Origin of the sequence: Rathayibacter sp. Leaf299 (assembly GCF_001423055.1) — a bacterium.
In the GTDB taxonomy this organism is placed as follows: Bacteria; Actinomycetota; Actinomycetes; order Actinomycetales; family Microbacteriaceae; genus Rathayibacter; species Rathayibacter caricis.
Window position 1 is genome coordinate 131,357 of sequence record NZ_LMNT01000005.1, and the last position, 11,729, is coordinate 143,085.

Below are 11,729 nucleotides of genomic sequence, written 5' to 3' on the forward strand. Positions count from 1 at the left end.
CGTCCACAGCGTCGGGGGAGCGGCCCTCGCGGCTCCCGGCCGCACCGGTACCGTCGCCGCCATGTCCCTCCCTCCGCCGGCTCCCCGCATGGCCGACCTCGCTCCCGAGCAGCGCCCGCGCGAGCGCTTGCGCGCGCACGGTCCGGCGGCGCTGACCGACGCCGAGACCCTGGCCGTCCTGATCGGCAACGGCGTCCGCGGCGCCAACGCGACCGTCGTCGCCCAGCAGCTGCTCGCCCGGTTCGGCGGCATCGACGCGGTCGCGCGGGCCGGAGTCGTCGACCTCGCCCGCCAGCGCGGCATCGGCGAGGTCGCGGCGTGCCGCATCGTCGCGTCCTTCGAGCTGCGCCGGCGGATGAACCGCGCGCACCGGGCGCCGCGCGTCACCACTCCCGCCGAGCTCGCCGCTCTCGTGGGCCCCCTGTTGAGCGCCCGGCCCGACGAGACCGTGCTCGCCGTCGCGCTCGACGCCTCCGGGGCGGTGCGCGACGTCCTCGCCCTGGCCGACGGAGGCGCCTCCCACGCCGATCTCCCCGTGCCCGCGGTCCTGGCCGAGGTCCTCTCCCGCGGAGCCGCCGGCGTCGCACTCGCGCACAGCCACTCCGGCGACGCGACCGTGCTCCCCTCCGACCGCGCCGCCACCCGCGCGCTCGCCGACGGGGCCAGGGCGTGCGGCCTCGGGTTCCTGGCGCACGTGATCGTCGGGCGCGACGGCTGGGCGGAGGCGCCGCCGTGACGAGCGGAGCGGCCGCGCCTCCGCGCCTCTCCTCTGCGCCCGTCTCCTCTGTGCCCCGTTCCGCACGCCCGTGCAAGCCCCCGCCCCGCGCCGCCTCCCGCGCGCGCCCCGGCGTACCGTGGAAACGACCCCACCCCCCTCTCGAGCAGGAGATCCCTCATGCGAGCAACACTCATCCACGGCGAGCGCGACATCCGACTCGAGGAGGTCCCCGAGCCGACCCTGTCGACCGGGCGCGACGCGATCGTGCGCGTCACCGCGGCCTGCGTGTGCGGCTCCGACCTCTGGCCCTACCGCGGCGTCACGCCGACGAAGGAGGCGCACCGCATCGGGCACGAGTTCGTCGGAGTCGTCGAGTCCGTCGGCGACGACGTGCGCGACATCTCCGTCGGCGACTTCGTGATCGCTCCGTTCTACGTCTGCGACGGCACGTGCGCCAACTGCGCCAACGGCGTCTCGACGTCGTGCCTCACCGGCGGCTGGTGGGGAGCAGAGGTGGGCGAGGAGGGCTTCGCCGACGGCGCCCAGGGCGAGAAGGTGCGCGTGCCGCTGGCCGACGGCACCCTCTTCCGCGTCGGCACCGATCCCGACCCGAAGCTCATCCCCAGCCTCCTGACGCTCGCCGATGTCATGGGCACCGGTCACCACGCCGCCGTCTCGGCCGGCGTCACCGCGGGCTCGACCGTGGCGGTCGTGGGTGACGGAGCGGTCGGCCTCTGCGCCGTGCTCGCTGCCAAGCGACTCGGCGCCACGACGATCATCGCGATGTCGCGCCACGAGTCCCGTCAGGCGCTCGCCACCCGCTTCGGCGCCACGCACATCGTCGAGACGCGCGGAGACGAGGGCGTCGCCCGGGTGAAGGAGCTCACCGGCGGCATCGGCGCCGACTGCGTCCTCGAGTGCGTCGGCACCAAGGAGTCGATGCAGCAGGCGCTCGACTCGGCCCGCCCCGGCGGCATGGTCGGCTACGTCGGCGTGCCCAACGGCGGTCCGGAGCTGCCCGTGCGCCAGATGTTCGGCTCCAACGTCGGCGTGAACGGCGGAGTCGCGCCCGTCCGCGGCTACATGGAGGAGCTCCTCCCCGACGTGCTCAGCGGAGCGATCGAGCCCGGCCTGGTCTTCGACCTCGAGCTCCCGCTCGACGAGATCGCGGAGGCGTACGCCGCGATGGACGAGCGCCGCGCGATCAAGACGCTGGTCCGCCCGTAATGGGGGAGAGGGGCGTCCGTCGAGGCGCGGGGAGTAGCCTCCGCATGACCGCGTCAGCCCGCACCGCCGCGACGGCGTCCCTCTTCCACCCGGATCTCGCGCTCGGCCGCTGGATCCCGCCCGTCTCCCTCGGCCCGCGACTGCTCCGCCTCGCCACCCGCCGCGAGGCCGTGGGCGGGGAGGCGCCCGCTGACCTCCTCGTCGAGGACGTCGAGATCCCGGGCGCCGACGGCGCACCGCCGATCCGCGCGCGCAGCTACCGCCCCCGCATCCTCCGCGGGACCGCCCCCGCCCTCCTGTGGGTGCACGGCGGAGGGATGGTGCTCGGCAGCCGTTTCCAGGACGAGGCGTCGAACATCGCCTTCGCCCGCACCCTCGGCATCACCGTCCTCTCGGTCGAGTACCGCCTCTCGCCCGCGCATCCCGCTCCCGCCGCCCTCGAGGACGTGCTGGCCGCCTTCCACTGGCTCGTCGAGCACGCCGACGAGCGCGGCGTCGATCCCCACCGCATCGCGATCGGCGGAGCGAGCGCCGGCGGAGGCCTCGCCGCGGGCGCGACCCTGCTCGCCCACGACCGCGGCGGGCCCCAGCCCGCGTTCCAGCTGCTCGTCTACCCGATGCTCGACGACCGCACCGTGACCCGCCCCGGCCCCACTCCTCCGGGCGTCCGTGTCTGGACTCCCGGCAGCAACCGCTTCGGCTGGACCTCCTACCTCGGCACCGAGCCCGGCGGTGCGGACGTCTCGCCCTACGCCGCACCCGCCCGCCGCGACGACCTCACGGGCCTCCCGCCCGCTTGGATCGGCGTCGGCACCCTCGACCTCTTCCACGACGAGGACGTCCACCACGCCGAGCGCCTGCGTGCGGCCGGCGTGCCCTGCGAGCTCGAGATCGTGCAGGGCGCGTTCCACGGCTTCGACGCCCTGTTCCGCCGCACCGGAGTCGCGAAGCGCTTCTGGGCCGCCCAGGCCGCGGCCCTCGCCGCCGCCCTCACTCCGTAACGAGAGCGTGCCGCGCGGGTAATCCGCCCGAAACAGCAGGGGCCTAGGTTCGTTCACGACCCGGCTTCGGCCGGGTCTTTCTTCCCGCACTTCTGCTACAAGGTCGCATAATCCGGACCGAACCGGACCCGGCGGCCCGCCCCTCCTCCGCACGACCCTCGCCCTGCGCCGACTTCCGCTACAAAGTAGCGAAAAGCGCCCGGACCCCAGGAGCCTCCATGAAGCGCACCGCCTCGTCCTCCCGACTCGCCCTGCTCGGCGGAGTCGTCGCCGTCACCGCACTCGCCCTCACCGGATGCGGCCGCTCGGCCGACACCGGCTACGCCGCCGCCGCCACCACGGTCGACGACTCCGCCGCCACCGGCACCGTCACCCTCTGGGCCCCCGACGGCGACGCCACCCAGCTCGACGCGGTCCTCGCCGACTACACGGCCGAGAACCCCGACCTCGACCTCGAGATCACCCTCGTCCCCTCCGACGAGTACAACACCAAGCTGCAGACCGCCGTCGCCGCGGGCACCGCCCCCGACATCGCGTTCCTCTACACGGAGGCGCAGGCGCAGTTCCTCGCGTCCGACGCCTTCGCACCGGTGCCCGACGGCCTCGTCGACTCCGACAGCTTCTTCCAGGGCTCGTGGGAGGCGGGCGAGCGCGACGGCACGACCTACTCCGTGCCCTGGTACGCGTACACCCGCGTGCTCATCTACCGCTCCGACTTCGCGGAAGCGGGCGGCGTCCAGGCCCCGACGACCTGGGACGAGACGATCCCCTTCTTCGAGGGCCTCGAGGCCGGCGGCGCCGAGAGCGGATTCGGCGCCGACGTCGGCTGGGACACCTACAACGGGCAGACCCTCGCCACCTTCGCGCACCAGGCCGGGGCCGAGCTCCTCAGCGACGACGGCTCGGAGTGGACCCTCGACACCCCCGAGATGCTCGCCGCGGCCGAGTACAACGCGTCGGTCTTCGCCGACGGCATCTCCTCGCCCGACACCCCGCAGTTCCTCGACGCGCAGCCGTACCTCGTGTCGGGGAAGACGGGATCGATGATCAGCGGCCCCTGGGTCGTCGCGACCCTCGACACCACGGCCGAGGAGGAGGGCTGGACCGACGCGCACATCGGCACCGCCGTGCTCCCCGCCGGTCCCGACAACGACTCCGGTCAGCTCGCCGGCGGCAGCTGGGGCGTGACCGCCTCCTCCGACAACGCCGCCTCGGCCTGGAAGGTCGTGCGCGCCACGGCCGAGCAGGACACCCAGATCGCGCAGTACGAGGCCGCGGGCAGCATGCCCGCCGTGGTCGACGCCTGGCAGGACCCGGTGATCGCCGACCAGCCGCTGCTGGACGCGTTCTTCGAGCAGCTGCAGAACGTGCAGCCGCTGCCCGCCGTCACCACCTGGACCCAGGTGTCGACCCTGCTCGGCCAGGAGATGGAGAAGGTCGCCCGTGGCAGCGAGTCGGCCGCGGACGCGCTCGCGGCCGTCCAGCGCCAGGCCGACTCGATCGGCACGGAGTGACCGCGTGGCTCTGACCGCCCTCGCCGGCCGGTCCGCGGTGGGAGCGGTGCGCGAGCGCCGCTCCCGCCACGGCCGCCACTCCGGCATCGCCTGGCTCTTCCTCGCGCCGTTCGCCGTGATCTTCGTGGTGTTCACGGCGATCCCGGTGCTCGCCTCCGTCGGCATGAGCCTCACCGACATCCGCGGCGCCGATCTGCAGCAGCCGTTCGGCGTCGACTTCACCGGCCTCGAGAACTACGCGGTCCTGCTGGGCGACGCGGCCTTCCTCCGCTCGGTGCTCAACACCCTCTACTTCGTCGTGATCGGGGTGCCGCTGACGATGATGGTGGGCTTCGTGCTCGCCCTGGCGCTGAACTCCGGCATCCGGCGGCTGCGTGGCGTGTTCCGGGCGCTCTTCTACGCCCCCGTCGTCACCAACATCGTCTCGGTGGCGCTGATCTGGCAGTACGCGTTCAACCAGAACGGCACGGTCAACGAGGTCCTCGGAGCGATCGGGTTCGCCGGCCCGAACTGGCTCGGCGACGAGCAGCTCGCCATGCCCGTCGTGATCCTGCTGGGCGTCTGGCGCAACTTCGGCACCGCGATGCTCCTGTTCCTCGCGGGCCTCCAGTCGGTGCCCGAGGACGTGCACGAGGCGGCCTCGCTCGACGGGGCGTCCCCGTGGCGCCGCCTGATCTCGATCACCGTGCCGCTGCTGATGCCCACGACGCTGCTCATCTCGGTGCTGCTGTCGGTCTTCTTCCTCCAGGTCTTCGACGAGCCGTACCTGCTCACGGGCGGCGGCCCGGTCGGATCCACCGAGTCGATGGCGCTGTACACCTACCGCCAGTTCGGCTTCGGGAACATCGGCGTCTCGTCGGCCGCGTCCTTCCTCCTCCTGCTCATCGTCGCGCTCGTCAGCGCGCTGCAGTTCCGTCTGCTGAGGTCCCGCTCATGACCACCACCGCCACCCGTCCGCCCGTCGCGCCGCCGGCCACCGCACCGCGTCCGCCGGCCCGCGAGACCACCACGCGCGCGATCGCCGAGCGCCGGCGGCACCTCGTGCTCTACCCGGTGCTCGCCGTCCTCGCGGCGATCACCCTGCTGCCCTTCGTCTGGGTCTTCTCGGGGTCGCTCCGCACGACCGCCGACATCAGCGCGAACCCCGGCGCGTGGCTCCCGTCGGCGGTGACCCTCGAGAACTTCGGCCGCCTCTTCGCGCAGGCGGGCTTCACCGGCTACCTCGCCAACAGCCTGATCGTCGCCGGAGTCGTGGTGGCAGGCAACGTGGTCGCCGCGGCCGCCGCCGGCTACGCGCTCGCCAAGCTCGACTTCGCGGGCAAGCGGTTCGCGATGGTCGCGGTGCTGATCTCGCTGATGATGCCGTTCTCGGCGGTCTTCGTGCCGCAGTTCGTCGTCACGGTGCGCCTGGGGCTGGTGAACACCCTCGCGGGCATCGCGCTGCCCTCGCTCGTGCTGCCGATCTCGATCTTCATCGTGCGGCAGTTCGCCGAGAGCATCCCGGAGGAGCTCCTCGAGGCCGCGCGGATCGACGGCGCGAGCGAGCTGCGGATCTTCGCGCAGGTGTTCCTGCCGCTGGCGGGCCCCGCGCTCGCGACGGTCGTGATCATGTCGTTCCTGGCCGCGTGGAACAACTTCATCTGGCCGCTGCTCGTGGCGCAGGACACCTCGACCTACACGCTCCCGGTCGGCCTCGCCGCGACGCGGCAGGCGGCGCAGAACGTCACCGACTACGGACTCGTCCTGGCCGGAGCGGTCGTCGTGATGCTGCCGGTGCTGGTGCTCTTCCTGCTCCTGCAGCGCTACTTCGTGCAGGGTATCGTCGCGACGGGGATGAAGTGAGGGGAGCCGCGGGCGTGGAGATCGTGGTCGAGGCCGCCTGCGGAGCCGTGCCGCTCCTCCCCGGGGAGCTCGTCGCATGAGGGCCGGCGCCGACCCGAGCACCCTCCGCCGCCTCAACTCCGGAGTCGTGCTGCGCGCGCTCGCCGAGCACGACGAGCCGGTGACGATGGCGGTGCTCGTGCGCGAGGTCGCCCTCTCGCGCCGCACCGTCGAGCTGATCCTCTCGAGCCTCTGCGACGAGGGCTGGGTCGACGAGACCGCGCCCGATCCGGCGCGCTCCGACGTGGGGCGTCCGCCGCGGACGTTCCGCTTCCGGGCCGACCGGGCGCTGGTCGCCGCGGTCCGCATCGACACGGATTTCGCCTCGGCGGTCGTCTCCGACATCCGCGGCCGGATCCTCGGCCGGGCGATGCTGGCCCTGCGCGACTACCACGACCCCGTGACCGCGGTCGAGGACGCCGCCCTCGCGGTCGAGGCGGCCGTGACGGAGTCGGGGCTGCCGCGCGAGCGGATCCGCGCCGGGGCCATCGCCGCCGGTGGCGCGATCGACGAGGCCGGCGTCGTCAGCCGGCTCGTCAACTCCGAGCGGTGGAACGGCTTCGGACTGGCCGACGCCGTGTCGGCCCGGCTCGGCGTGCCGGTCTTCGCCGACAACGACGCGAACCTGGCGGCGCTCGCCGAGCGCTGGCGCGGAGTCTCGGCCGACGCCGCCACCTCGGCCTGGTGCATCTTCGGCAACCGCACCGGCATCGGCCTGGTGATCAACGGCTCCGTGCACCGCGGCTTCCGCGGAGCGGCGGGCGAGGTGGTCGAGGCCGGCGCCATGGGGGCGAGCCGGATGGAGGACACGCCGTTCGGCCGCCTGACCTCGCCCCGGCACGACGAGCGGGAGGACGCACTCGCGGCCGTCGCCGCCGCGCGCGCGGGCGATCCCGATGCGCTGCGCGAGCTCGACGCCTTCGCCGCGCACCTCGCCGAGCTGCTGTCGACCCTCGCCTGGACGGTGTCGCCCGACCTGTTCGTCCTGGGCGGCGGGCTGGAGGACGCGGAGGACCTGCTCCTCCCGCGCGTCTCCGAGGCGATGCGGCGGCTGCGCACCCTCGACGTGTCCGTTCGTTCGACCGCCCTGGGCGCCGACGCACCGCTGATCGGCGCCGTGAAGTCCGTGCTCGACCGCTTAGACCTCGCGTTCTTCGGCCCGACCCTCGCCGCGGTGGCCGACCGGCCGCACGCCGTCTGAGAACCCTTCCCCCTCATCCGCGCCCGCCGGCGCGGCACGACAGGAGCACCATGCCCGAGACCACCACCCCCGTCGACGTCCTCATCGTCGGCAGCGGCATCATGGGGGCCGCCCTCGCCCGGGGGCTGCGCGACGCCGACCCCTCCGTCCGCCTCCTGATGATCGACGGCGGCCCGGCCGTCGGCTCCGTGCCGGGACTCCACCTGCACGACAGCGAGGAGCCCGAGATCTGGAGCCGCTACAACCAGCGCGTCGCGACCGGGGTGCAGGGCATGTACACCGGCGCTGACGTCACTCCGGACATCACGGACGAGCTGCGCTCGGTCGCGCCGGGCATGTACAACCTCTCGGCGATGGGCGAGGACGCCGCCGCGATGCCCGCCTCCGCCGTGTCGTGGAACGTCGGCGGCATGGGCGTGCACTGGACGGCGGCAACGCCGTGGCCGGCCGGCGAGGAGGTCTTCGACGGCGGGGACCCGGTGCAGTGGGAGCAGGACCTCGCCCGAGCGCGGGAGCTGCTCGACGTGCAGGAGTCGCCGCTCGGCCCGACCGTGCCCGGCCGCGTGGTCCTGGACGTGCTCGAGGACGCCTTCGGCGCAGTCAGCTCTGAGGGACGCCATCCGCAGCCGATGCCGATGGCCGTCGCGGGGAATCCGACCGGCACCCTGCTCCGCACCGGCCCCAGCCGGATCTTCCCGCCGATCGCGCACGGCGGCGACGAGGCGTTCGAGCTGCGCGCGGGCACCCTCGCGATCGCGATCCGCCGCGACGGCGACCGCGTGATCGGAGTGCGGGTGCGCGAGACGGCCACCGGCCGCGAGGACGACATCGACGCGCGCACCGTGATCGTCTGCGCCGACGTGGTCCGCACCCCGCAGCTCCTGTTCGCCTCCGGCATCCGGCCCGCTGCGCTCGGCCGGTTCCTCAACGAGCACGCCTTCGTCACCGGCCGGGTCGTGATGGACCTCGAGCGCTTCGGGCTGACTCCGGAGGATCTGCCGCGCCTGCGCGAGGGGGAGTTCGCGACCGACTCGCTCTGGCTGCCGCAGAACGGCGACGCGCAGCCGTTCCACGGCCAGATCATGAACACCGTCTTCGTCGACGAGGAGCACCGGCCGTTCGCGTACTCCGTCGGGCTGTCGTTCTACACGCCCGTCGAGTCGCGGCCCGAGAACCGGCTCGTGTTCTCGGAGGAGGAGACCGACGTGACCGGCCTGCCCCGCCTCCGGGTCGAGTTCGAGTACAGCGATCGCGACCGCGAGCTGATCGCCGCGGCCCAGGAGCGGATCCGCGAGATCGCCGAGCGCTTCGGGTCGTTCGATCCGGAGACGGAGTGCGCCGTCCTCGCTCCGGGATCCTCGCTGCACCTCACCGGCACCGTCCGCTCGGGATCCGTCGACGACGGCACCAGCGTCTGCGACGAGTCCGGCCGCGTCCGGGGCGTCGAGGGCCTCTACCTCGCCGGGAACGGCGTGATCCCCACTCCCGTGGTCTGCAATGCGACGCTGACGGGGACGGTCACCGCCGTCCGCGCCACGCGCGCGGTGCTCGCCGAGCTCGCGGCCGCCCGCGTCTGACCCCCCTACCCACCCCCGTCCCCAGGAGGACCCGTGAAGATCGACCAGCTCACCACCCGCTACGAGATCGCCCTGCCCGCATGGATCGAGGACGCCGTCCGCGACGTCCCCGACGTGCTCCCCGAGCGCGAGGACCGCATGGCGCTCGTGCACGCCCTCGCCGACCGCAACTTCCGCGAGGGCAACGGCGGCCCGTTCGCCGCGATCGTCGTCGAGCGCGACTCCGGCCGCCTCGTCTCGGTCGGCGTGAACGTGGTCCTCGCGAGCGGAGTCTCCTCCGGGCACGCCGAGGTCACCGCCCTCGGCCTCGCGCAGACCGCGATCGGCGGCTGGGACCTCGGCGGCGAGGGGCAGCCGGCGCACGAGCTGGTCGTCAACTGGCGCCCGTGCGTGCAGTGCTACGGAGCGACGCTGTGGTCGGGCGTGCGCCGTCTCGTGGTCGCCGGGTCGGGCCCGGAGCTCGAGGAGATCACCACCTTCGACGAGGGCCCCATGCGCGAGGACTGGGCCGCCGCCTTCGAGGCGCGCGGCATCGAGGTCGTCGACGGAGTGCTCCGCGACGAGGCCCTCGCCGTGTTCCACGCCTACCGCGCCCACGTCGACGAGGGCTCCGTCCTCGTCTACAACGCCCGCGCCGCCGACTGACCCCACCTCGCGCTCGTCGCGAGACCGCACCACCCCGACCAGGAAAGAGGACCGCCGTGCTCCGCCGCTCCCAGTTCGCGCTCAACGCCATCCAGTGGATCAACGTGAAGGCGGATCCGTCCGACCCGTCGAGCGAATCGCTCTGGCGCTTCGCCGATCCGCACTTCCGCTCCGAGTACCCCGACGTCCTCCGCGAGATCCGCGAGGCGGGCTTCGAGGCGACCATGCTCGAGGTCCTCTCGACGCAGACCCTGCAGGACTACGCCCGGATGATCGAGGACTCGGGCCTCGCGCTCGCCCCCGGCTACGCCTCCGTCGCCCTGCCGGAGGACACCGGCCGGGCGTTCGCCCGAGGCTCCGCCGAGTGGATCCACTGGCTCGACGGCGTGCGACGCAAGGCCGAGGAGTCCAACTACGTCGGACTCGACACGGTCTTCCTCGCGCCCGAGGTCAGCTTCGAGCCCGGCGTCGTCCGCACCCGCGAGGCGGTGGCCGTGGGAGCCGTCTTCGACGAGGGCCGGCTGGATCGCGTCATCGAGATCCTGGGCGAGGCGGCGGAGGTGCTGCGCGCGGAGGGCGTGCGCGCGGGCCTGCACAACCATGTCGGCACGTGGGTCGAGACCGAGCACGAGATCGACCGCGTCCTCGGCGCGATCGACGCCGATCTGCTCGGCGCCTCCTTCGACATCGGCCACCTCGTCTGGGCGGGCGTCGACCCGGTCGCGACCGTGCAGCGCTACTCCGGCCGCCTGGTCGATCTGCACGTGAAGGACCTGGACCTGGGGATCGCGGAGTCGAGCCGGGCGGTGCCGACCGCCTACGACCGCGCGACCGACGCCGGGCTGTTCCTCGAGCCGGGACTCGGCGGCATCGACCTCGACGGGGTGCTCGCCGCGCTGCCCGAGGACTTCGGCGGCTGGATCATCGTCGAAGTCGACCGGGCGAGCATGCCGCCGGCCGAGAGCGCGAAGGTCAGCGGCGCCTGGCTCGATCGGGTCACAGCGTCCTGAACGGGCGAGCCGCCCCCGATCTGTCGGGGGCGGCTCGGGTGTCAGCCGTTGCCGGGTGTGTAGGTGCCGGAGGCGCGCCACCAGTCGTCGAACATCGAGAGCGGCACCTGCCGCTTGTGCTCGGTGGCGGCGTACCGCGCCTCGATCGCCTCGGCGACGGCGGGGTCGACGTCCCCGCCCTCGAGGTACTCGTCGAGATCGGCGTAGACGAGTCCGAGGTTCGACTCGTCGGTCTGCCCGGGGTTCTCGTCGAGGAGGTCGGCGGTCGGCGCCTTCTCGTACAGGCGCGCGGGGGCGTCGAGGTGCTCGAGGAGGGAGCGGCCCTGGCGCTTGGTGAGTCCGGTGAGCGGCAGGACGTCGGCTCCGCCGTCGCCGAACTTCGTGAAGAATCCGGTGACCGCCTCGGCCGCGTGGTCGGTGCCGACGACGAGCATGCCCGCCTGGCCGGCGATCGCGTACTGGGCGACCATCCGGGCACGTGCCTTGACGTTGCCCTTCACGAAGTCCGAGATCGGCTCGCCGACCGCGTCGCCGAACGCCGCGGCGATGCCGTCGACGCCCTGGTGGATGTCGAAGGTCACCTGCCGGTCCGGTCGGATGAACGACAGCGCGAGCTGCGCGTCCTCCTCGTCGGCCTGGACGCGGTACGGCAGGCGCACAGCGATGAAGGAGGCGTCGCCTCCGCCCGCGCGCACCTGCTCGACCGCGAGCTGGCAGAGCCGGCCGGCCAGGCTCGAGTCCTGGCCGCCGCTGATGCCGAGCACGAGGCCCTCGGCGCCCGTGTGGCGGAGGTAGTCGGCGAGGAAGCCGACGCGCCGTTCGACCTCGGCGGCCGGATCGACGGTGGGGGAGACGTGGAGCTCGGAGATGATTCGCTGCTGGAGGTCACGCACGTCTTCACGCTACTCCCGATGCCGCCGCCCGTCCGGAGTTCGGAGCCGACCGTGAGCGTTCG

The 11,729-nt window shown here is 73.2% G+C and carries 11 protein-coding genes; 10 read left to right on the top strand and 1 reads right to left on the bottom strand.

Annotated features, from left to right (window positions below; translation table 11 throughout):
- Positions 1–61 precede the first annotated feature (61 nt).
- From ASF48_RS16600 to ASF48_RS16645, 10 genes are all read left to right on the top strand, one after another.
- Positions 62–736 (top strand): JAB domain-containing protein, encoded by a 675-nt coding sequence (locus ASF48_RS16600; protein ID WP_082481658.1) that lies wholly within the window; start codon positions 62–64, stop codon positions 734–736.
- Positions 737–895: 159 nt separating this feature from the next.
- Positions 896–1,945, top strand: coding sequence for a zinc-dependent alcohol dehydrogenase family protein (locus tag ASF48_RS16605; protein ID WP_055794123.1), 1,050 nt, complete (start codon positions 896–898; stop codon positions 1,943–1,945).
- A gap of 44 nt (positions 1,946–1,989) precedes the next feature.
- The gene (locus ASF48_RS16610) at positions 1,990–2,946 is read left to right on the top strand and encodes an alpha/beta hydrolase (RefSeq protein ID WP_055794124.1); all 957 of its coding nucleotides are present in this window, start codon (positions 1,990–1,992) and stop codon (positions 2,944–2,946) included.
- Positions 2,947–3,164: 218 nt separating this feature from the next.
- A complete protein-coding gene (locus ASF48_RS16615) occupies positions 3,165–4,460 on the top strand; it encodes an extracellular solute-binding protein (RefSeq protein ID WP_055794126.1) in 1,296 nt (431 codons plus the stop codon).
- A gap of 4 nt (positions 4,461–4,464) precedes the next feature.
- Positions 4,465–5,397, top strand: a complete 933-nt coding sequence (locus ASF48_RS16620; RefSeq protein WP_055794129.1) for a carbohydrate ABC transporter permease — start codon at positions 4,465–4,467, stop codon at positions 5,395–5,397.
- Positions 5,394–6,302: a carbohydrate ABC transporter permease gene (locus ASF48_RS16625; RefSeq protein WP_082481660.1), complete on the top strand. Its 909-nt coding sequence runs from the start codon at positions 5,394–5,396 to the stop codon at positions 6,300–6,302. Before ASF48_RS16620 ends, ASF48_RS16625 begins: the two co-directional genes overlap by 4 nt.
- 76 nt (positions 6,303–6,378) lie before the next feature.
- A complete protein-coding gene (locus ASF48_RS16630; protein WP_055794131.1) occupies positions 6,379–7,542 on the top strand; it encodes an ROK family transcriptional regulator in 1,164 nt (387 codons plus the stop codon).
- A gap of 50 nt (positions 7,543–7,592) precedes the next feature.
- Positions 7,593–9,119 (top strand): GMC oxidoreductase, encoded by a 1,527-nt coding sequence (locus ASF48_RS16635; RefSeq protein WP_055794133.1) that lies wholly within the window; start codon positions 7,593–7,595, stop codon positions 9,117–9,119.
- Positions 9,120–9,152: 33 nt separating this feature from the next.
- A complete protein-coding gene (locus tag ASF48_RS16640; RefSeq protein WP_200931038.1) occupies positions 9,153–9,764 on the top strand; it encodes a nucleoside deaminase in 612 nt (203 codons plus the stop codon).
- 56 nt (positions 9,765–9,820) lie between these two features.
- Positions 9,821–10,774 (top strand): sugar phosphate isomerase/epimerase family protein, encoded by a 954-nt coding sequence (locus tag ASF48_RS16645; protein WP_055794135.1) that lies wholly within the window; start codon positions 9,821–9,823, stop codon positions 10,772–10,774.
- A gap of 41 nt (positions 10,775–10,815) precedes the next feature.
- On the opposite strand, the gene nadE is transcribed toward ASF48_RS16645, so the two are convergent.
- Positions 10,816–11,667 (bottom strand): ammonia-dependent NAD(+) synthetase, encoded by an 852-nt coding sequence (nadE, locus tag ASF48_RS16650; RefSeq protein WP_055794136.1) that lies wholly within the window; start codon positions 11,665–11,667, stop codon positions 10,816–10,818.
- Positions 11,668–11,729 lie beyond the last annotated feature (62 nt).

Excerpts from the sequence above, each read along its gene's own strand:
- ASF48_RS16600 (WP_082481658.1), top strand. The coding sequence starts at position 62 with ATGTCCCTCCCTCCGCCGGCTCCCCGCATGGCCGACCTCGCTCCCGAG.
- ASF48_RS16605 (WP_055794123.1), top strand. The coding sequence starts at position 896 with ATGCGAGCAACACTCATCCACGGCGAGCGCGACATCCGACTCGAGGAG.
- ASF48_RS16610 (WP_055794124.1), top strand. The coding sequence starts at position 1,990 with ATGACCGCGTCAGCCCGCACCGCCGCGACGGCGTCCCTCTTCCACCCG.
- ASF48_RS16615 (WP_055794126.1), top strand. The coding sequence starts at position 3,165 with ATGAAGCGCACCGCCTCGTCCTCCCGACTCGCCCTGCTCGGCGGAGTC.
- ASF48_RS16625 (WP_082481660.1), top strand. The coding sequence starts at position 5,394 with ATGACCACCACCGCCACCCGTCCGCCCGTCGCGCCGCCGGCCACCGCA.
- ASF48_RS16630 (WP_055794131.1), top strand. The coding sequence starts at position 6,379 with ATGAGGGCCGGCGCCGACCCGAGCACCCTCCGCCGCCTCAACTCCGGA.
- ASF48_RS16635 (WP_055794133.1), top strand. The coding sequence starts at position 7,593 with ATGCCCGAGACCACCACCCCCGTCGACGTCCTCATCGTCGGCAGCGGC.